The sequence below is a fragment of the Shewanella sp. WE21 genome (assembly GCF_002966515.1).
Taxonomy (GTDB): Bacteria; Pseudomonadota; Gammaproteobacteria; order Enterobacterales; family Shewanellaceae; genus Shewanella; species Shewanella oncorhynchi.
Window position 1 is genome coordinate 3,690,026 of record NZ_CP023019.1, and the last position, 22,128, is coordinate 3,712,153.

At 47.7% G+C, this 22,128-nt stretch carries 17 protein-coding genes; 2 read left to right on the plus strand and 15 right to left on the minus strand.

Annotated features, from left to right (window positions below; genetic code table 11):
• Positions 1-102: 102 nt before the first annotated feature.
• The 15 genes from CKQ84_RS16455 to CKQ84_RS16525 form a co-directional block, all read right to left on the minus strand.
• Positions 103-315 carry a DUF2892 domain-containing protein gene (locus CKQ84_RS16455; protein ID WP_105252075.1) on the minus strand — a complete coding sequence of 71 codons (213 nt, stop codon included), beginning with the start codon at positions 313-315 and terminating at the stop codon, positions 103-105.
• A gap of 43 nt (positions 316-358) precedes the next feature.
• Positions 359-3,601, minus strand: a complete 3,243-nt coding sequence (locus CKQ84_RS16460) for an efflux RND transporter permease subunit (RefSeq protein WP_105252076.1) — start codon at positions 3,599-3,601, stop codon at positions 359-361.
• A gap of 36 nt (positions 3,602-3,637) precedes the next feature.
• A complete protein-coding gene (locus tag CKQ84_RS16465) occupies positions 3,638-4,651 on the minus strand; it encodes an efflux RND transporter periplasmic adaptor subunit (protein WP_028761063.1) in 1,014 nt (337 codons plus the stop codon).
• A gap of 176 nt (positions 4,652-4,827) precedes the next feature.
• Complete coding sequence (locus CKQ84_RS16470; RefSeq protein ID WP_028761062.1) at positions 4,828-5,544, minus strand: SIMPL domain-containing protein; 717 nt, start codon at positions 5,542-5,544, stop codon at positions 4,828-4,830.
• Between the two features lie 143 nt (positions 5,545-5,687).
• Complete coding sequence (locus CKQ84_RS16475; RefSeq protein ID WP_028761061.1) at positions 5,688-6,074, minus strand: VOC family protein; 387 nt, start codon at positions 6,072-6,074, stop codon at positions 5,688-5,690.
• A 103-nt stretch (positions 6,075-6,177) separates the two neighbouring features.
• On the minus strand, positions 6,178-7,494 hold the full coding sequence (locus CKQ84_RS16480; protein ID WP_105252077.1) for an OmpP1/FadL family transporter: 1,317 nt from the start codon (positions 7,492-7,494) through the stop codon (positions 6,178-6,180).
• 353 nt (positions 7,495-7,847) lie between these two features.
• Positions 7,848-9,299, minus strand: a complete 1,452-nt coding sequence (gene putP, locus CKQ84_RS16485) for a sodium/proline symporter PutP (RefSeq protein WP_105253092.1) — start codon at positions 9,297-9,299, stop codon at positions 7,848-7,850.
• Between the two features lie 157 nt (positions 9,300-9,456).
• Complete coding sequence (locus CKQ84_RS16490) at positions 9,457-10,161, minus strand: DUF3379 domain-containing protein (RefSeq protein WP_105252078.1); 705 nt, start codon at positions 10,159-10,161, stop codon at positions 9,457-9,459.
• Positions 10,154-10,717, minus strand: coding sequence for a sigma-70 family RNA polymerase sigma factor (locus tag CKQ84_RS16495; protein ID WP_006085483.1), 564 nt, complete (start codon positions 10,715-10,717; stop codon positions 10,154-10,156). The genes CKQ84_RS16490 and CKQ84_RS16495 overlap by 8 nt, the downstream gene beginning before the upstream one ends.
• 72 nt (positions 10,718-10,789) lie before the next feature.
• The gene (locus CKQ84_RS16500; RefSeq protein WP_105252079.1) at positions 10,790-12,511 is read right to left on the minus strand and encodes a BatD family protein; all 1,722 of its coding nucleotides are present in this window, start codon (positions 12,509-12,511) and stop codon (positions 10,790-10,792) included.
• The gene (locus CKQ84_RS16505; protein WP_105252080.1) at positions 12,505-14,541 is read right to left on the minus strand and encodes a VWA domain-containing protein; all 2,037 of its coding nucleotides are present in this window, start codon (positions 14,539-14,541) and stop codon (positions 12,505-12,507) included. The genes CKQ84_RS16500 and CKQ84_RS16505 overlap by 7 nt, the downstream gene beginning before the upstream one ends.
• Complete coding sequence (locus CKQ84_RS16510; protein WP_105252081.1) at positions 14,541-15,560, minus strand: VWA domain-containing protein; 1,020 nt, start codon at positions 15,558-15,560, stop codon at positions 14,541-14,543. Before CKQ84_RS16510 ends, CKQ84_RS16505 begins: the two co-directional genes overlap by 1 nt.
• Positions 15,554-16,198: a DUF4381 domain-containing protein gene (locus tag CKQ84_RS16515; protein WP_105252082.1), complete on the minus strand. Its 645-nt coding sequence runs from the start codon at positions 16,196-16,198 to the stop codon at positions 15,554-15,556. The genes CKQ84_RS16510 and CKQ84_RS16515 overlap by 7 nt, the downstream gene beginning before the upstream one ends.
• A gap of 2 nt (positions 16,199-16,200) precedes the next feature.
• Positions 16,201-17,154, minus strand: a complete 954-nt coding sequence (locus tag CKQ84_RS16520; protein WP_105252083.1) for a DUF58 domain-containing protein — start codon at positions 17,152-17,154, stop codon at positions 16,201-16,203.
• Positions 17,155-17,178: 24 nt separating this feature from the next.
• Positions 17,179-18,135, minus strand: coding sequence for a MoxR family ATPase (locus tag CKQ84_RS16525; protein WP_028761051.1), 957 nt, complete (start codon positions 18,133-18,135; stop codon positions 17,179-17,181).
• Between the two features lie 262 nt (positions 18,136-18,397).
• Here CKQ84_RS16525 and fadI point away from each other — a divergent pair, with 262 nt between their 5' ends.
• Positions 18,398-19,708 carry an acetyl-CoA C-acyltransferase FadI gene (fadI, locus tag CKQ84_RS16530; protein ID WP_105252084.1) on the plus strand — a complete coding sequence of 437 codons (1,311 nt, stop codon included), beginning with the start codon at positions 18,398-18,400 and terminating at the stop codon, positions 19,706-19,708.
• A 5-nt stretch (positions 19,709-19,713) separates the two neighbouring features.
• Positions 19,714-21,834, plus strand: a complete 2,121-nt coding sequence (fadJ, locus tag CKQ84_RS16535; protein WP_105252085.1) for a fatty acid oxidation complex subunit alpha FadJ — start codon at positions 19,714-19,716, stop codon at positions 21,832-21,834.
• Positions 21,835-22,128: the final 294 nt, after the last annotated feature.

The window sequence follows — 22,128 nt, forward strand, 5'->3', positions numbered from 1 at the left end:
TCTCCTTGACGGCTTTTTGGCACGCTTGTATTAACCAAGCGTGTACTTGCTCACCTAACTCTTATCTCTTATCTTAACTCTTAAGTAGTGACTGTATGTGGCTTAGCTTTGTTTAGCAATTTCAGCCTCTGATTTTACACCCAATTTTCGTAAAACCATGGCGGCAGGACAAAAACCGGTAAAAGCACTTTGGAATAGGTTAGCGCCAACAAATGCGGTTAACCACAGAAAGTTGTGGTGCACATAGGCGGTTAACACCAGTGACAATAACACCATCAATCCGGCAAAAGCCATAATACTGCGTTCTAATGACATACCTTACTCCTTGAAGCCATCTTGGTGATGGCCTTTGTTGTGGTTAATTTTGTGTTTGTATCTGAACAGTATTCATACGGTTTTTCATGGCCGTGTAGTACAGCACAGGGATGACAACTAACGTCAGTATGGTCGAGATAAAAATACCAAAGATCAGACTGATTGCTAAGCCATTGAAAATCGGATCATCAAGAATAAACAATGCCCCTATCATGGCTGCAAATGCAGTCAGCATGATAGGTTTAGCTCGCACGGCGCCAGAGTGGATCACTGCCCGCTCAAAGGGCACGCCGGATGCGGTTTCTTGATTAATAAAATCGACCAATAATATCGAGTTACGCACAATAATCCCCGCCAGCGCTATCATGCCTATCATGGACGTCGCGGTGAATTGCGCTCCGAGCAGGGCATGTCCAGGCATTACGCCAATCACAGTCAGTGGAATTGGCGCCATGATGATAAGCGGCACCAGATACGATCTAAACTGCGCGACCACCAATAAATAAATCGCAATCATACCGACCGCATAGGCGATACCCATGTCTCTAAAGGTTTCGTAGGTGATCTTCCATTCGCCATCCCAGAGCACGGCGACTGAGTCTAACCCTGTGGGTTGGTGAATATAATGCTGATCAAACCCTAAGCCATCGGTGCCATCAATTTTGCCCGCCATATCGAAAATACCGTAGAGCGGGCTGTCCAGTGGTCCCGACATATCGGCGACGACCATGATCATAGGGATCATATTCTTATGGATAATTGGTGCATCGATTTTGCCGCGTTTGATGGTCACCAGCTCAGAGACAGGCACAGATTGCCCCGTTTGGCTCAGTAACTTCATATTCAGCACTTGCTCTAAATCGACTTTCGCGCCTTCGTTTAATTGCAGGCGGATCGGTATCGGTTGTTTTTGCTGGGCTTGATGTAAATAGCTCACATCTTTGCCGCCAACTGAGGTGGCAATCAAGTCGACAATATTGCTGTAGGGCACGGCCATCAGGCTGGCTTTACTGCGGTCGATCATCACTTGCCATTTTTGCTGGGCGGCGGGTAAGAAAATATCGATATCGACCACATCTTTGGTTTCATGGAACAGCGCCTGCATCTCATATGCGGCTTGCTCGCGAATAGCGGGACTTGGGCCATACACTTCTGCAACCAGCGGCGACCACACTGGTGGTCCAGGTGGCACTTCAACCACTTTGATATTGGCTTGATATTGCTCGCCAATTTGCTGCAGTTCGTCTCGCACCGATACCGCTATGCTGTGGCTGTCGCGCTTGCGGTGTTTCTTATCCACTAGGTTCACTTGGATGTCGCCAAGTTCTTGGCTGTGACGCAGGAAATAGTGGCGCACTAAGCCGTTAAAGTTCATTGGCGCGTTAGTGCCCGCATACAATTGCAGATGCTCGACCTCAGGGACGGTTGTTAGGTAGCGACTCAAATCCTGCAATACTCTTTGTGTTTGCTCTACGGGAGTGCCTTCTGGCATGTCCACCATTACTTGAAACTCGGACTTATTATCGAAGGGCAGCATTTTAAGCACCACGAGCTGACCCACGGGGAGCGCGACGGCGATGCCGATTAACACAAATACGCCGGCAGCTAGTCCCACTCTTGCCTTACGGGCATTTTTACCCAGTAGGAAAGGGCCAATTAAGTGAGTAAAGAGGCGCACCATCTTAGTTTCAGCTTCATCCTCGTGCGAGGCTTGGGCAGTATCGTGTTGGTCATTATGTTTCAGCAGTTTACGACTGAGCCAAGGAGTGACCACAAATGCCACTACGAGGGAAATTAACATGCCCATACTGGCGTTGATGGGGATCGGGCTCATGTAAGGCCCCATTAAGCCCGATACAAAAGCCATCGGCAGCAAGGCTGCGATAACAGTAAATGTCGCCAGAATCGTCGGGCCACCGACTTCATCAACCGCCACTGGGATAAGCTCGCTGAAGGACTTTTCGCCGAGCGCCATATGCCGGTGGATGTTTTCTACTACGACTATGGCATCGTCGACCAAGATGCCGATGGAGAAAATCAAGGCGAACAAGGACACGCGGTTTAAGGTAAATCCCCACGCCCAAGAGGCGAAAAGGGTGATCGCCAGCGTGATAATAATGGCCACGCCCACGACTAAGGATTCGCGTGCGCCCATGGTTAAAAATACCAGTACAACTACGGCGCTGGTGGCAAAAATCAGTTTTAAAATAAGGGTGTTAGATTTATCCGCCGCGGTTTCGCCATAGTTACGTGACACTGTGACTTCGACATTTGCCGGGATCAACACATTGTCGACTTTAGCAATTCGCTCAATCACACTGTCGGCGATGTCGACGGCATTTTGGCCTGCTTGTTTACCAATTGCGATTGTGACGGCGGGATAAATGTCGGTTTTATCTGCGTGCCAAACGCTCTGTTTCGGGATATCACTTTTTAAGCTGATTTCAGCAATATCCGCCAAATAAATCGGAATATTTTTGCCTTGTTTATCTTGATAGACACTGACGACTAATTGCTTGAGATCGTCGATGGATTGTAAAAACTGCCCAGCCTGAACTTTAATCTCTTGATTGCCTTGCACTAAGGATGCAGGCATAGAGACCATATTATTGTCATTCAGACTTTGTCTTAACTTATCGTAGGTCAGATTAAAGCTGTTCATCTTGGCGGGATCGATACGTATGTTGGCCACCATATCGTGCTGGCCAACGGTATCAATTTCGCGAGTGCCGGGAATACGCTTAATTTCGGTTTCTAATCCAAGGGCGACATGGGTTAGCTGCTCAGCAGACACTTGCCTGTCCTTAGACCACAAGGTCAAACTGACAATGGGCACATCATCGATGCCGCGGGGTTTGATTAGCGGATCGCCCACGCCAGCGCCCCTTGGCAATTTATCCATATTGGAATAAATCTGGTTGTATAGGCTGACGATGGCATCATTGCGCGCAACGCCGACCTTAAAGATGACGATGATCAGCGCGCCATCGGGTTGGGAGAACGAGTACAGAGTATCTATGCCTTTGATTTCGGAGATCACTTGTTCCGCTGGCAGAGTGACTAAGTTTTCAACTTCCGTGGGTGTCGCGCCGGGAAAAGGGATAAACACATCGGCAAAGGTGACATCAATTTGTGGCTCTTCTTCTTTTGGTGTCACCAAAATGGCGAATAAGCCAAGTAAGAGCCCGAGAAGTGCTAATAGCGGCGTGATGGCGCTATTTTGAAAGGCTGCGGCAATTCGTCCGGAAATCCCAAGTGTGGTTTGTGGTACTGGAGCATGTTTCATAAAACAACCTCGACAAAGCTTAAGTCGCTAGGGAATTTATTGCTTCTTGCTGAGCAACACTTGGTAGGCATCAACGGCCACCTTGTCACCCGACTTAAGGCCCGCAAGCACTTCTACCTCGCCATCTAAGGGTTCAGTGACACGGACTTGGGTCAGCACAAAGGCTTCGCCTTGTTTAAGGTAAACACTGCTCAGTTCGTTCATTGTGAGCAGTGCAGAGGTGGGCAGTTGGATTTTTTCCCGATCGCCATTTTTAAAGGAAGCTTTTGCCCAAGTACCGGGTTGAAGATTGGCTTCATTTTCTGGCAGATTAATTCGCACTTGATAACTGTGGCTGACGGGATCGGCGAAACTGAAAATCGTGAGGTCAGTTGAGGTGAACTCGCGGCCATCACTTAAACGGACGAGAAATTCGGGGGAATTTTTAAGTTGGTTAATGTAACGCTGTGGCACTTGGGTAATGGCGCGCATTTGACTCGCGGAAAACCCTGAAAGTAGTGCTTGTCCTGGGCTTACGGTTTCGCCAAGTTCGACAAAACGCTCAGTGACTATGCCACTAAAAGGCGCTGAAACGACAGTGTATTTTAAGGATTCGTTGGCTTTGATGACACGGGCTTGTGCTGCACTGACGGCTTGTTCTGTTGCTTTAGCATTGGCGGTGGCTTCATCCATCGCGCCCTTAGAAATCGCGCCTTGGGGAAATAGCTCTTTATAACGTTTGTATTGCGTCTGAGCTTCGACATTTAAAGCCTTCGCTTTGGCTAGATCAGCCTCAAAGCTTGCCAGTTCAGCGCCTTGCTCTTTACTGGTAATTTCCAGTAGGGCGGCTCCTTCGGGGACGACATCGTTAACATCGTAGTTGAGTTTGACAATACGACCAGAGGTTTGCGCCGATACCGTCGCCGCTTTTACTGCTTCAATAGTGGCGTCTAAGGTGACCCAATTCGGATAGGGTTTATTTAAGACTTCGATGGTTTCGACTGAGGCAGCCTGAGCTTGAGTACTGGAAAGTGCCAGCAGTAAGAAAAAAGCACGAGAAATTGATGTCATAACTTATATCACCCCAGATGTAATTTATGAGAAAATTCTAATGGAGTTGTTTTCAATAGGCAATCAATATTTATTAGAAAAATTTAATGTAGTGTTTTTACCTAATTTAGGAATAAGGAATAAGGCCTATAGCGCCTTATTCCTCGTGCTTCAGAGCTTCAAATTAAGCCTAAAATTTAGTCATTTAAATAATAGGTTAGTGTGGAAACGATGCGAATTTGTTTAATGTAAGGCGTGCTGCTATCGCGGTCTGAAATAGTGAACTGGCCTTGACTCGCACTTTTAATTTTTCCGAGGCGAGAATCCGAATCCTTAGCAAATTTTTCAGCCACTTCGCGGGCATTTTGAGTCGCTTCTTGCACCATGATAGGTTTGACTGAGTTGAGATCGGTAAACAGAAACTCAGTGCGATTATCATAATCTTGGCTGGCGATCGCTATGCCTTCTTTTACTAAGTTAATCATTTGCTTACGGGTGTTCAGCATAAGATCAATCTGTGGGGTATAAACCGATAGGTTCACTTTTGCTGAGTAACGGTATCTGACGTTGGGATCGACATAACCTTGGGCTTGGCGATCTTCAATTGAGGGCAAAGAGACAGTAATTTCGCTGTCGCTAAAGCCTTGTTCCTTTAAAAACGCCACAACACGATCGGTTTTTTGCTGTACCGTCTCGTAGAGTTTAGGCAGATTGTTATCGACCTCAGTGAAATTGATTGGCCAAATTGCCACATTGGCTTTGACTTCTTTTTCCGCTAAGCCCTTTACCGTGACAGTGCGTTCCATGGCTTTCATTTGCAATAGTGCTGAGCTTGCTGTCTGGCCTACATAAACAAGTCCAGCGCAAAGGAAACCACCTAACAGCAGGGCAGGAAGGATGTTACTTTTTTCCATAAAAAGAATCTCTTGATTAGATGAACTCAGTCTACGATACCGAATAAACCTCAGTCATGCACTGGGTTTATTCGGAATAGATGCCGCTTAAGGCAGAGGAGATTATGTTGAGATATGAGTTTTGAAATATCTGTTTAAAGCATTTATTTTTCAGGAGGGATGGCGCTTGGCTGCCATAATTCGACTTTATTGCCGTCAGGGTCAATAAACCAGCCAAAGCGGCCAAATTCTGAATCTTCAATACCACCAATCGGTTGACCGCCACCTTGCTCTACTTGTACTAGGGCTTGCTCTAGATCGTCAACGACAAAGTTGAACATAAACCCTTTATCTGAGGGGGCGAAATAGTCCGTGCTATGGGCGAAAGGGGTCCAAACATGGTAGCCAAGAGTTGATTTATCTGTGTGATAAAACGCGGCGCCTCCCCAGTTTTCAATGGGGACTTGAAGATGGGTTTTGTACCAAGTTGCCAAGGCAACGGGATCGACACTTTTAAAGAAAATTCCACCGAGTCCAATGACTTTAGCCATAGCCGTAGCTGCATTTACAGGAGTATGAATTAACTTTAGGCAATAAATGCTTAAGATACAAAAAAGCCGCAAAAAATGCGGCTTTTGGTGTTAGGAATTTATCTTAGAACTGGTAGCTGTATTGAACTGAGTAGTACATACCACTCGATTCAGTAATCGCATTAACAGGGCCTGCGATTGCGCTGTTTTCGATCAGGTGAACTTCTTCACCTTTAATATAAGCGATACCAAAGTCAACCGTGTTTTGTGGGTTGATGTGGTAGCTCATACCCGCTGTATACCAGTTACGGTCAGAGTCTGGGAATGAAATAGAGCTGATTTCGTCCACAACGCCTTGGTCATGCATATAACCCGCGCGCACGGTGAATTGTTCGTTGATTGTGTAAGTGCCACCTAGGCTGAATAACCATGAATCTTTCCATTGGTATTCTTTCAGAGCAACGTCGCCAGCTTGCAGTTGAGTACCTGCACCCGCTTGACCTGGAATAATAGTGGCTACGCCATCTTTAGCCGTGATTTGTTCAAAGTTGCTCCACTGGGTGTACTGCGCAGTGTAGTGCACTGCAAACTTAGGTGTGAGCTGATGGAAACCAGCAACTTGGAAAATATCCGCAAGGGGTACGTCTAAGCTGTCAAAGCTTGTCGCTAGTGCTGTTTTTGAACCTAAACCAACGGCAGATAGATCTTTAGTGCTGATTGTGTTGATATCACCTTTAACATTCACTGTTGGGCTGAAGCGGTAACTGATACCGAAACGATTGTCTTTATCTAACTCAATTGTGGCACCCACAATACCACCAAACGCCCAACCGTCAGCGTCGACGTCAACCAGAGGTGTCGCGCCCATGTTACGGGTTAAACGGCCTTCACCGTAAATGGCATCAATACCAGCACCGATACTGAACATGTCATTAATACGGTATGAAAGGCTGGTGTTAAAATTAACCGTTGTTACTTCTGTTTCGCCAAGCAGATCATAAGGTGCTGGTGAGCCTGCTGGTAAACTCTTTGAAAGTGAGCTGGCATCGGTACCGGTACCAAAGTTAGAGAAAGCGGCAAAACCTACGGCGAACTTATCGTCGATGGGGTGGATGTAGAAAATATTAGGGATAATTTTAGAGCTACCCGCGTCATCGATGCTGCCTAAGTCAACGGCACCACCGGCAAAGTTAACGTCTTTAACATCAACAGTAATATCGGCATAAGTTAAGCCGAAGGAGATCGCATCTTTATCGAATAATGCCATAGCAGCAGGGTTACGTGATAACACAGAAGCGTTATCGGCAATAACCGCATCACCCGCAAATGCACGGCCCATACCCGTTGCTGATTGGCTGTTTAGTTGAAAACCTGAAGCTAAGGTTTGTGTGCTTGCTAATGCGACAGAAACGGCAATGAGTGTCTTGTTGAATGTTTTCATTATTATTCTCTCTATTTTTTATAAGTATTGGATTTTTATTCGGTCCTAGTCCGCCGAAAGTATTTAAATCCATTTATTAGTCTCCGGCATCTTATGGATTCAATGTACCCTCAACAAGTCCGACCAGAAGTGAAATATGTTAATTTTCAGTTAATTAAAAGTCTTTAAAACAAGAGTGATACTTTAGTATGCTTGAATGGTCTGGCCAGATGCTTGATATGAAGGGCTTTGGGTACCGCTATGGGTTTCAATTGAAGTTAACGGTTTGTAATGGTGTGTTGGGCATTTAAAAGGATACAAAATGTAAAAAGCGCACACTTGTGCGCTTTTTAACATATGGAAGCATATCTAGATTAGAGTGCAGACTTAAATTGTTCGAACTCTGTCGTTACTTTTTCACTTGGAGCAGAGAATTTACTGACTAAAATACCCGCAATAGTCGCGAATATAAACCCAGGAAGGATTTCGTATACTTCAAAAATGCCACCAGTGAGTTGCTTCCAAATCACCACAGTTAATGCACCGACAATAATAGTGGCGATAGCGCCATTACGGCTATATTGCTTCCAAAACAGGGATAACAAGACTACGGGACCAAAGGCCGCACCAAAGCCTGCCCAAGCATAACTCACTAGGCTGAGCACGCTACTTTCAGGATTGAGTGCTATCACACCTGCAATTACAGCGATAGCGAGTACACCTAAACGACCTACCATCATTAGCTCGCGATCATCGGCCTTTGGGCGCAACCATTTACGGTAGAAATCCTCGGTGATGACACTTGAGCAGACTAAGAGCTGTGAGTCGATAGTACTCATGATTGCCGATAAAATAGCGGCGATTAATAGCCCACCAATCCATGGGTTAAACGCTGCTTGAGCTAAATGGATAAATACCGTTTCAGAATTGGCTAATGGCTCTTTGGCGAAATAGAGCGATCCTGCGATACCTGTGGCTAACGCGCCAATGAGAGATAACACCATCCAGCTCATGGCAATACGGCGTGACAAGGGCAGAGCATCAGCACTGCCTATCGCCATAAAACGCGACAAAATATGTGGCTGACCAAAATAACCTAGGCCCCATGCGAGCAAAGATAACATGCCGATGGCAGTGGTTTTGTCATTGACTAATGCCAACATCGCGGGATCGATCGTTTCAATACCTGCATGGCTTTCGGGGTGAGCGAAAACGGCGAAAGGGACAATCAATAGGGCGATGAGCATTAAACTGCCTTGGAAAAAGTCAGTCCAACACACGGCAAAGAAACCGCCAATAAAGGTGTAACCGACTATGATGGCCGAGCCAATCACGAGGGCTGCGGTGTAATCAAGCCCAAAGACTTTCTCAAACAAAATCGCGCCACCGACCATGCCAGAGGAGGCATAGAAAGTAAAAAACACCAGAATAGTGATTGCGGAAACGAGTTTGAGATAGCCTTGGGTATCGTGGAAACGTTTCTCGAAAAAATCCGGTAAAGTGAGGGCGTTATCGGCGAGTTGGGTATAAATGCGCAGTCGTTTGGCAACAAATAACCAGTTTAGCCAAGCACCAATAATTAATCCTACGCCAATCCAGGCTGCACCTAAGCCGCTTAAGTAAACTGCGCCGGGTAACCCCAGTAACAGCCAACCTGACATGTCAGATGCACCCACGCTGAGTGCGGTCACTGCGGGGCCCATTTTGCGGCCACCTAAAATATAATCATCAACAGTATCGGTAGCACGGTAAGCCCAAAAACCTATGCCCATCATCAATACTAAGTAACCAACAAATGTGATTAAAATCGGGGTTTCAATCGTCATCTTGCCTTTTCCCATCTTTTTATTATTAAAAGTGGCAAGCATGCTACCAGATGTTTGAACGTGCGCCCATTAGCAGATGTAAGTGTGATTGAAATCTAACCTCCGATAACATGAAAATATCGGAGATTGATTTTTAAATGCAATTTATAACAATGGCTTAAATAAATATATTCTTGATTTCGTCTTTTATATAGCTAAGGTCAGCTTGATCCTCACCTATGAGCAAAATAAATGCATCGGGCGTTTCAAAGCCCATTCCTTGATATTTACCGTCGGCGAAGGTTTTATCCAACACCATACGTTTCTCGAGTGGCACGATAAAGAGTGTCACCTTACTTTGTTCGCCCTGAAGTACTAAGTGCAGGCTTTTTACCCCTTGAAAATCGCAATAAGAGGTGTAATACACTTTGCCCGGTTGTTGGGTAAATTTGGCATTGCCAAAGTCTTTTATCGACGCAAGCTGGGCATTGACTTGACTAAAATTGACATTTTGATCGACATGCAAGGCAATATCTTCATGGTAGACATGGGCCAGTGCATGTTCAGCCAAATCAATAGGCCCTAAGCGTAATAGGCTGAAGCTGATCCCTACCACAAACGCGACCGAGGCTGCCATGGCCACTAAAAAAAACGTTTGCCGGCGCTGTTTATGGTGCTGTTGTAACTGCTGACGCAAAATGAGTTTGTCGGCGAGATCCTCAGCCACATCTACTTTCAATGCGTTGCTCAGTTTGGCATCAAGGTTTTTAAGCTCATTGATTAGGGCTTGGTTTTCTGACTTGGCATTGATTTGTGCCAGAAAGTCAGCATCTTGATTATGAGGATCTTCATAAGCTTGACGTCTAAATTTAAGCTCATCCATTGGATTGACCTCTCACATCATTCTTCTCAAGTAATTCTTTCAATTGGCTCCTCGCCCGAAATAAACGCGTCATTACGGTGTTGCGATTGAGCTCCATCAGCTCGGCGATTTCATCGCCGCTAAAGCCACCAATGAGCTGGAGTAAGAGTGGTTCGCGGTATTCGATATCCAGCTTGCCAATTTGTCGACGGATCAGATATTGCTCGGTCTGCTCTTCACTGCTATTGGAGATATTGTCCTCTAAGGTATCTTGCTCAACGTCGGAATAATCGAACTGTTTACGCTCGAAACGCCGCGCATTTTCACGCCTAAGAATCGTGATCAGCCAAGCTTTCGCCGCTTTATCATCCTTGAGGGAATCCAAAGAGCGCCACGCCCGCAAGAAGGTTTCTTGGGTAATGTCTTCAGCCACGTGTTTATCGCCGCATAACCAATAGGCGTAGCGGAAAATGTCTGCATGTAGCGCCTTGACTAGGCTGTTGTATCGTCGTTGTTTGCTTAGCATGTCAGAAGAGACCGCGGGCTCGACGGATTTCTTGCGCCAGTTAGCAAACATTTTTTATCTTTGGGCTTTTTGGCTGAATATTTAGCATGGTAGCACTCGCTTCTTTGTCATTAACCCCATCATTTATTTAGGATTCAGTGGGCTTAATGGCGCTGATTTTGGGTTTGAATGTTTATGCTCACAGGCCTTAACCGCGTTAAGTAAGGCGGTACATTCGGCGCTTAAGTGGCTATTTGTATTGTTAGAATTCGCACTGCTCGTATTAGCACTGTCAGTATGATGGCTCTTATCGGCCTTCGCACTGTAGGCTTTGATTTGCAGTTGCTGTATCGCTGCTGCCAGTTGTGGTGACTGCTCAGCAATCTTATCTAATGTCATAGGCGTTTGCTGTAACTCACTGAAATGTCGCTGCAATTGCAACATTATTCGGCTCACATCGCCACTGGCGCAGGCTTGCTCTAATCCTTTCAAGCCGGAGGCAGTCACTGATTGTGCTGAACTGATTGAAGAGTTTACTGAAATTGGGGCGGCCGTTTGATTTTTTAAGGCGCGGCGCCAAGCGACTAAGGTGATAATCCAAGCGACTAGAGTGACCAGCCATAGCGCAGCAAAAACCGTGGTTAGCCAAGACCAGCCCTTATCGGCCGCGGAGTTGGTTTCCCATGTTGGTTGAGCTGGCGTATCGCTGACAGCACCGCCTTCAACGATTATGGTACGCGCGGGCAGCGTTGCAGTTTCTTGACGTTTAAGGCGCGGATTCCACCAAGGCACTTTGATTTCGGGCAAGGTAAAGGTGCCCGCTTTGCTGGGAACGATTGCCGAAGTAATACTGTACTGCGAAACAATTTGTGCATCGCGCACAAAGGTCTGCCGCTGAGGTTTTTCTGGGTATGACTTAAGCTCATCGGGCAGAGTTTGCACTATATCAGGCAGACTATTTTCATCGGCATTGGAAGCCAACAGCGTAATAGTGCGGGTGATAGGGCTACCGACGGTAAACTTTTTAATATCCTCAGGGAAGTTTTCTTTTAGCGCTACTAAATCGGCAACCAGCCATTGGCCTTGGAAGCTTGCTGGTGCGGGATTCACTTGAACTGTCAGTGAGGGCGCGCCTGCTTGCATTGGGCGGCTTTCATTAAAGCCAAACATGCCGCCGCGGCGTTGGGATTCTACCAGCACATCGCCAGCAAAGGTTGCACCTTTGATATTCACTTGGCCGGGCAAATCGGGAATGATGCCATAGGTGCGTTCAATCACGCGGTAACGTCGGCCATCGACTATCTCTGAACCATCCCTATCTTCACCGATTTGTTTGATCTGTGCGCCTTCGATCACTGGTGCACTCAATACGCCCCTTTGTAATTCTACCGCCAGATAGAGTTTCACCTTGTAGGTAATGAGCTGCCCAACATAGGCTTCGTCGGTCGAGACTTTGGCGTCAATGAACAGATTGTTCATTTGCGCGGGCTGGCTACCGGTTTCGACCACTTTGAGAGGAATAGGCGATGAGCTGACGCCGTCAATACTAAAGGCTGGAATGGTTAACTGGCCTTGTTGTTTTGGCGCGAGCAGTACTTGCCAGCGGGTTTCTTTGACTGCATCGAAGTTCATGATTTGCGTGCTGCGACTCACGCTAGTACGGCCGACAATAAAATCTTTTAGTAGGGCGGACGTGTCTAGCTTACCGGTATCGACTTCGTCATCGACACTGATGTTGAGCACAAAGTATTCGCCCTCCATCACAGGGTTGCGATCGACCGAGGCCTCAATTTTGCTAAGTGCAAAGGCGGGATGGGCCACTCCGATGGCAAGGAGTAGCAGGATAAAAAATTGTCTCGTCACCACTGTTCGTTATCCTTTGATATTTGGCCATTTTGACGGCGTTTTTGATATTCCAACTGCATCTTGTTGCGCAGTAACACTTGCGGGTCTTCACTCACGCCCCTCAGTGCTCGTTGCATTTCTGCGGGCAGTGGCTCGCTATTGGTTGGCGGTGCCTCGACCGATTCACTCATAGCAGCCTCTTGTTTATCTTGCGTATTTTGCTCTGGAGCTTCTTTGGCGGCAACGCTTTGCTTTTCTTGTTCAGCTGACTTTTGCTCTTCAGCATCGGCTTTAGCCTGCGCTTGCATCTTAGCTTCATTTTCTACAGGTGAATTGTCTACCGGCTCATTTTCCTGCTGAGCTTCATTCTGCTTGTCCTGAGCATTGCCATTTTGCTTATCTTGCTCAGATTGTTGCTCATCCGTTTTTTGCTGTTCAGGGCTTTGATCCGCGTCGGCATTGTCCTGTTGATCCTGAGGCTCTTGCCCTGCTTGATCTTGTTTATTTTTCTGAGCGCTATCTTGGTCTGATTGCTGTTTATCCTGCGATTTTTGGTCACCGGATTGTTGGTCGCCAGACTGCTGATCACCTGATTTGGGATCACCGGACTGCTGATCGCCTTGTTGATCTTGGTTCTTATCCTGTTGCTCGTTTTTACCTTGCTGTTGTTGCTGTTCCTGCAATAACTTTTCAGCAAGTTCAAGGTTGGCCTTGGCCGCAGGGAAATCAGCTTGTTTCTCAAGCGCGGCTTGATAGCGCTCCTTGGCCTTATCGGGTTTACCGAGTTGCATCAACGCATTGCCTTGATTGTAGAGGCCATGGGCTGAACTATCTTGCTCGAAGGTTTTCAGTGCTTGCGCAAAATCACCAGCTTTATATTGGGCGCTGCCACGCCATTGGGGCGACTCAAACTGCTTAGCGGCGTTTGCGTAATCTTGGGATTGATAGGCCTGCATCGCTTGTTGATCTGTGGTTTTCCACACATTATCCCAGGCATTGTCCCACACACTGGCATGGGCTGGCTGAGGCACAGCCGCGAGCAGTAAGCTGCCAGCAAGAGTGACAAATCCAACACTGGCCACGATTCCTTGTCTAAAGCTGAAAAGGGCGGGTAGCAGTAATAATAAGGCGAGGTAAGGACCGAGATCCTGCCAAGTTTCACCATCAAGATCTGTGGCTTTCGCATCGCCAGCATCGCTTAACCATTGCTGTAATTGGGCGAGATCATTACCGTCGGTGCGATTCTGGATCAGAACGCCTTTGTTATTCACGGCCAGTTTTTGCAGCAGAGCGAAATCAGTGCGGGCCACAACGACTTCGTTGCTACTGTCGCGTTGTAATTGTCCATCGGGTAGACGGATTGGCGCACCTTGGCTGGTGCCAAAAGCGACGACGGCGAGGCGATATTGGGTGCCATTTAATGCCGAGTTAGCCTCATCAAACTGGGCTGTTGTGATGCCATCTGTCATCAGGATAATATCACCGCGAATATGGCCACCCTGAGCCAGTAGCGTTTTGGCTTGGGTCAAGCCTGCCGCTAAGTTTGAACCACGAACGGGCATGATCTCAGGACTTAACGTCGGCAGTAAATTGAGTAATGTGCCGGTATCACGGGTTAATGGGCTGATAGTAAAGGCATCGCCGGCAAAGGCGACTAAACCTGTTTCACCTTCTTTAAGATTACGCAGGAGATCCGTTGCCCTAAATTTAGCTTGGGTTAACCGATTCGGGGCAAGATCGGTGGCGAACATAGATACGGACATGTCCATCACCAGTACGCGGCCTTGCTCGGCGGCAAACACAGGTAAGGATTGTTTATTCACGGCAGGTCCGGCGAGTGCCAAGGTCGCAATCAACCAAGTTAAGGCTAATAAATGTAACGGACGGCGGGATTTCTTATTGCCTTGGGTGACCAATATCTTGGCTAAGTGCGGCGCAATATAACGGTTCCACGCGCTGTGGCTTTCGTGTTGCCGCCATAAACTCAACAAGGCTAAGGCTAGCGGCACTAGGGCGAGTAGCCATTCGGGACGAATAAAATGTAGGCTCATTATTTGATGTTCCCCTGTGAAGTGGTTGCGACAGAGGGTTTAACGCGGCGCGCTGCAAAGAGTGGCAATTGACCTAAGGTAATCCACAGACTCGTCAGTAATGCCAGTGCCAGCGGCCAGTAGAACAGATCTGCCTGCGGACGATAGCTTAACTGATCGCGACTCACAGGTTCGAGTTTATCGATTTCTTGGTAAATCTGGTCTAGCTCTTGGCTGTTACGGGCGCGAAAATAACGGCCGTGGGTGACGTCGGCGATATGCTTAAGTTGGTTTTCATCCAGATCCATCGAAGGATTAACCCGCTCGCGGCCAAAGAGTGTGCGGCGCTCCATCACATCTGCGCCCACACCAACCGTATAAATGGTAACTTTACGATTAGCGGCAATTTGCGCTGCTTGCTCTGGTTCGATATTGCCCGCGTTGTTAGAACCGTCGGTCAATAAAATCAACACTCTATTACTCTCGTCCATTTTATCGAAGCGTTTTACCGCCAGCGCTATGGCTTCACCTATGGCGGTTTGCTTACCGACTAAGCCAATTTGTGCTTCTTTTAAAAATTGCGCCACTGAACGTCTATCTTGAGTGAGCGGCGCCTGTAAATAGGCGTGATCAGCAAAGAGGATCAAGCCGATACGATCACCCTTGCGGCGCTCGATAAAGTCACTGACGACGTGCTGAATTAAAGTGAAACGATCGACGGTTTTGCCATTCACCACCATGTCTTCAATCTGCATACTGCCGGATAAATCCACCGCCATCATCAAATCACGGCCTTGGCTTGGCAGTTCGATAGGTTCACCAAGCCATTGAGGACGAGCAATAGCGAGCACTAACAGGCACCACATCAGCCAGTAGCGTTTGCGGCTCTGACGCGTATTGGCCGCTAAGCTTTGTTTACCCGTTTGGCTTATTCCGGGTAATTGCAGCCGGCCACCATCCACTTGCACGGTTTGTTGGCGCCAAAAAATCAAAGGTAAAGGCAATAATATCAATAGCCAAGGCCATGCAATTGTTAACATTGTGCCTCCGCTTTTTCAGTGTCAGTTTGCTGGGTTGGCGCTTGGCTTTTAGCTCGAGCGTCGCCACTAGCTTGAACGTAGCCTTTAGCTTGAACAAGATTCGGCTCAGGCGCACTCAGTTTTGCTTTCGATGCCAACCAAGCCTGTGTGAGTTGATGCAATTCATTGGCTTCAGCTAAGGTCAATGGCGTTGCCTGATGACGTTTGGCTAATAAGGGGCCGATACGTTGGCGTTTATGCTCGGGTAAATAGCTGTCTAACCAAGTCGCCCAAGCTTCGCCATTTAAGGAGGCTATCGCTTCTCTGCTGATATAACTCATGGCGGTGCGCTTTAATAGGCTGTTGACGTCAGAGGCATAGGAAGTCGCTTGTTTATCGAGCTGATTGAGTAACTGTTTAGCGGCTTTTTTCGGCGCTAAGTCACGGGCGCGTTTTCTTAGCCAGATAACTAAGAGTGTGATGAGGGCAATCACAAGTGCTAAAACCAGCCAATAACCGATTGCCCAAGGCCAAGCGCCGATCGGATCGGGATGAATAATATCCTGCAGTTGTGCAAGGGCTGGGTTTGACGCCGTAGAAGGCATAGGTACTGTTGCCTGTGGATTTGCTATTTCTGAATTCACTGTTGCTGGATCCATAGTTAACGCAATAATTCCAATTGATGGGCTAGGGGAGCACCCGCATTTATGAGCTGGGTGCGTACGCGCAGTTGTTGCATCATGGCGATAAAATCGTTTTGCTGACGTAACTGAATGTCGAGCCAAGCCTGATAACTGTGGCGGGTAAGCACTAAGTTCTCATCCCCATCCCGCACCGGCAAATTAAAGTTGTGCGGTAACGGCAGTGTGCCTTGACGCAGAGGATCGGTAATAAGATAGGCGCCCACATCGCAATGACGCTTAAGCTCGGTGAGAGGCGCGATACATTGGGGACTAAAATGGCTGCCATCTGTCACTATCCAAACTAAGGAGCCGGGTTTGGCGATACGTTGTAATCGCTGACAGGCACGCAGGATATGGTCAGGATCGCGCTGGCCAGTGCCAACATGATTGAGCTGATTTTCGTGCACACGGCGCAGGCCTGAGATCAATTGCAATATGCCCTGACGACGGCTGCGGGGTTTGAGCTCTAAATGCTCAGACTCGCAGGCGATCAAGGCGCCGAGCCGATCGCCATGGTTAATCGCATTCCAACCTAAGGTGGTCGCAAGGTGTCCTGCTTGCACCGATTGCAGCAATAAACTCGAACCAAAATAGAGGCTTTGGCTCAAGTCGATTAACAATAAAATAGGGCGCTCACGTTCTTCGACAAATAACTTAGTGTGAGTTGTGCCTGTACGAGCGGTAACGCGCCAATCAATGGTGCGCACATCGTCGCCCTGTTGGTAGTGGCGCACCTCGGCAAACTCCATACCGCGGCCTTTGATTAAGCTGCTGCGATGGCCCGCTAAATTAGCGCGGGCACGGCTATAACGCTCAGGCATAGCACGGGCGATATTTTGGCACGCCAGCAGCTCTTGCTCGGTTAAATGCAAGCCATCGGCAAAAAGCGGCAAGCCATCGACTGAGGCTGAGAGTCGCGCTGTGTCACTCATCTTATTTCACCTTTATCCTCACCGTTAAGGTACTGCAACTTGACTTAAGATGTGGTTGATCACGTGATCGCGGCTGACACCTTCGGCCTGTGCTTGGTAGCTGAGTAGGAGTCTATGGCGTAATACATTTGGCGCGACGGCTTGAATGTCTTCTGGTGAAACAAAGTCTCGCTCGTGCAGCCAAGCACGGGCGCGGGCGCAGCGTTCTAATGAAATGGTTGCGCGCGGGCTGACGCCGTACTCAAGCCACTTAGCTAAGTCTTCGCTGTAACGTAAAGGCTCACGGGTCGCCATCACGATTTCGACTATGTACTTTTCGAGCGGCTCGGCGAGATAGATTTCCATGGCTTCGTCACGGGCGGCAAACACATCTGCTTGTGCAATCGGCTCAGTGGTTGGCAATTCGTGGGTCAGCGCTTCTTTGCGGGATTGACGCAGAATTTCGATTTCAGTCTCGCCGCTCGGGTAATCAAGGTTTAAGTGCATCAGAAAACGGTCAAGCTGTGCTTCGGGCAGCGGATACGTGCCTTCGTTCTCTAATGGGTTTTGGGTGGCCATCACTAAAAACAGCGGCGGTAGCTTATAGCTGTGCTTACCAACTGTGACTTGACCTTCGGCCATGGCTTCTAATAAGGCTGACTGAACTTTGGCTGGGGCGCGGTTAATTTCGTCCGCCAAGATTAAATTGTGGAAAATCGGTCCGGCTTCAAATTCGAAGGTGCCAGTTTGCGAGCGATAGATATCTGTGCCAGTTAAGTCGGCGGGCAGCAGATCTGGGGTAAATTGAATGCGGTGAAAATCGCCCTCAACCCCGTCACATAAGGCTTTCACTGCACGGGTCTTTGCCAGCCCCGGTGGTCCTTCAACTAATAAGTGGCCATTGGCAATTAAGGCAATGAGCAGATTTTCGGTCAATACTGGCTGCCCTAAAACAACCTTATTTAGGTAAGTGCGTAATGCGTGGAAGCGACTCAAAGGCATGATGCTACTCGTTTTATTATGTTGAAAATACGTGTGTGGGCTATAGACAACAGCTATGGTAAAGAATTCCCTTAGGGTTTGGCTAGTGTTAAAAAAACAAACAGGTGTTTAAAACTTGCTGACAAGAAGTTAGAATCAGATCACACTTTAATGGTCAGACCTGTTATTGGGCGTTTTTCGCCGTAAAACAATGGGTCAAACACGGAAATAGCTAGCGCCGCCTGAAATCTCTCAGCGATTGCGCACATAAAGAGGGTGACAAATGAGTGATAGACAACAGGTTACGAACGCCAAGGGTGAACGTATCGCCATTGTAGCGGGTTTAAGAACGCCCTTTGCAAAGCAAGCCACGGCATTCCACGGCGTATCGGCGCTCGATATGGGCAAAATGGTAGTCAATGAATTATTGGCGCGCTCAGAACTCGATCCTAAGCTGATTGAGCAATTAGTCTATGGACAAGTCGTGCAAATGCCGGCTGCACCTAACATTGCCCGTGAAATCGTACTCGGTACTGGCATGAATGTGTCGACCGATGCCTATAGTGTCACTCGCGCCTGTGCAACTAGCTTTCAATCTGCCGTAAACGTGGCTGAATCTATCATGACGGGTAATATCGAAATCGGTATTGCGGGCGGCGCCGACTCTTCCTCTGTATTGCCTATCGGTGTATCGAAAAAATTAGCCCATGCGTTAGTCGATCTGAATAAAGCCCGTAGTTTTGGGCAAAAATTACAAATTTTCCGTCGTTTAGGTTTAAAGGATTTATTACCTGTGCCGCCTGCGGTTGCCGAGTACTCAACGGGCTTGTCTATGGGACAAACCGCCGAGCAGATGGCAAAAACCTACAATATTAGTCGCGCCGATCAAGATGCCTTAGCGCACCGCTCACATACCTTAGCGAGCGAAACTTGGGCTTCTGGCCATTTGCGTGACGAAGTTATGGTCGCGCATATACCGCCGTATAAGCAGTTTATCGATCGCGATAACAATATCCGCGAAAACTCGGTACTGGAGTCATATGCTAAGTTGCGTCCTGCATTCGACAAACAACATGGTACTGTGACGGCGGCCAATAGTACGCCACTGACTGACGGTGCCTCAGCGATTATCCTGATGAGTGAAGGTCGAGCCAAAGCCTTAGGTTATCAACCTATTGGTTACATTAAGAGTTACGCCTTTAGCGCCATTGATGTCTGGCAAGATATGCTGATGGGGCCATCCTACGCGACGCCACTGGCGTTAAAACGTGCTGGAATGGAATTAGAAGATCTTACTCTGATTGAAATGCACGAAGCCTTTGCGGCGCAGACATTAGCGAATATGCAGATGTTTGCTTCGAAAAAATTTGCCGAAGAAAAACTCGGCCGCAGCCGCGCGATTGGCGAAATCGACATGAGCAAGTTTAACGTGCTCGGTGGCTCGCTCGCTTATGGTCATCCCTTTGCGGCAACGGGAACCCGTTTAATCACCCAAGTGTGTCGTGAGCTTAAGCGCCGTGGTGGTGGAACTGGCTTAACGACGGCCTGTGCGGCCGGTGGTTTGGGCGTGGCTATGATAGTGGAAGTGGAGTAATCGGCATGGAAAAGACCTTTAATTTAACCCGCCGCGACGACGGCATTGCCATTTTGACTATGGATGTTCCTGGCGAAACCATGAACACCCTAAAAGCACAGTTTGGCCCTGAAATCAGTGAGATTCTGGCTGAGATTAAAAGCGATCCTCATATTCGTGGACTCGTGCTGATCTCGGGCAAGAAAGATTCTTTCGTTGCGGGCGCGGACATTTCTATGCTCGATGCCTGTAAAACGGCGGCCGATGCCAAAGCCTTATCCCAGCAAGGGCATGTGGTTTTTAATGAGTTAGAAGCCTTAAAAATTCCTGTAGTGGCGGCAATCCATGGTGCCTGTTTAGGTGGTGGTTTAGAGTTAGCCTTAGCCTGCCATCAAAGGGTATGTAGCGACGATGGTAAAACCATGCTCGGCGTACCGGAAGTTCAACTTGGCTTATTACCTGGCGGCGGTGGGACTCAACGTTTGCCTCGTTTAGTCGGTATTACCACCGCCTTAGACATGATGTTGACCGGTAAACAAATCCGTCCTAAACAAGCCTTGAAAATGGGCTTAGTGAATGATGTTGTACCGCAGACCATTTTGCTGCAAACCGCCGTTGAGATGGCGCTTGCGGGTAAACGTGCACCGAAACCAATTAAAAAGTCACTCGTTAATCAAGTGCTTGAAGGCACGAGCTTTGGCCGTAACATTATTTTTGATCAAGCGACTAAACAAGTCGAAAAGAAAACCCAAGGTAATTATCCAGCACCAGCCAAGATTATTGACTGCGTGCGTCAAGGGATTGCGAAGGGGATGCAAAAAGGGCTAGAAGTCGAAGCGAGTCACTTTGCCGAATTAGTGGTATCAAAAGAATCTGAAGCGCTGCGCAGTATTTTCTTCGCCACCACTGAAATGAAGAAAGAAACCGGCGCTGAGGGTGCTACACCGCGCAAAGTGAAGAAAGCGGTGATCTTAGGTGGCGGTTTAATGGGCGGAGGCATTGCCTCTGTGACGACTACTAAGGCTAAAATCCCCGTTCGCGTCAAAGACATCAGCGAAAAAGGTTTAAGCAATGCATTAGCCTACGCTTATAAGTTGTTGGATAAAGGGGTAAAGCGCCGCCATATGACGCCTGCTGCCCGTGACAACTTAATGGCACTGATGACTACAACCACTGAGTATAAAGGCGTTAAAGATGCCGACATCGTTGTGGAAGCGGTATTTGAAGACTTAGCGCTTAAGCATCAAATGGTGAAAGACATTGAGCGTGAGTGTGGTGAGCACACTATTTTTGCGTCAAACACCTCATCTTTGCCTATTAGCCAAATCGCTGAAGCGGCGACGCGTCCTGAAAATGTGATTGGTCTGCATTATTTCTCGCCAGTAGAGAAAATGCCGCTGGTGGAAGTGATTGCCCACGCTAAAACGTCGCCAGAAACCATTGCGACTACTGTCGCATTTGCCCGTAAGCAAGGTAAAACACCGATAGTGGTACAGGATGGCGCGGGTTTCTACGTGAACCGTATTCTGGCTCTGTATATGAATGAGGCCGCGCAATTACTACTCGAAGGCCAAAGTGTTGAGCATTTGGATAAAGCCTTAGTGAAATTTGGCTTCCCTGTGGGACCTATTACTTTACTCGACGAAGTGGGTATCGACGTGGGCGCAAAAATTTCACCGATCCTTGAGAAAGAATTGGGTGAACGTTTTAAAGCGCCAGCGGCTTTTGACAAGCTTTTGGGTGACGATCGTAAAGGCCGTAAAAATGGCAAAGGTTTCTATCAATACGGCGCATCGAGCAAGAAAGCTAAAGCTGTCGATGAAAGTGTTTATGGCGTGTTAGGTATTAAGCCTGGCACCAATAAAGACGCAAAAGCGGTTGCTGAGCGTTGTGTCGTACAAATGCTCAATGAAGCGGTGCGTTGTTTAGATGATGGTATTATCGCATCGCCAAGAGACGGTGATATTGGCGCTATTTTCGGTATTGGCTTCCCGCCATTCCTCGGTGGCCCATTCCATTATATTGACACTTTAGGCGCCGCGAACTTAGTGAAGATCCTTGAAGGTTATCAAAGTCAATTCGGTAACAGATTCGAACCTTGTGAGCGCTTAAAAACCATGGTTCAAGAAAACGCGCGTTTCTTCTAAGTTTCAGTGAATCTAAGTCATCGTTAATCTAGGTCTTAGTCAATCAGAATTGAACAAAAAAGCGGCAGATTATTGCCGCTTTTTTTATTGCCATAAGGCATGTTTTTGCCTGAAAAATGTTCATGTTGGGGGTGTGGATCTTGTATAATCCGAGCCCTTTATCGAGAGTTCGGTGTTACCTGTTCTGTACTGAGAGCGTAGCGATGAATGAGTGTTGTTCGTTTATGCATAGTGCGGAGAACCTTTTATCCTGCCGTTAAAACGACGTATTTAACATGTGCATCAATCACCAAG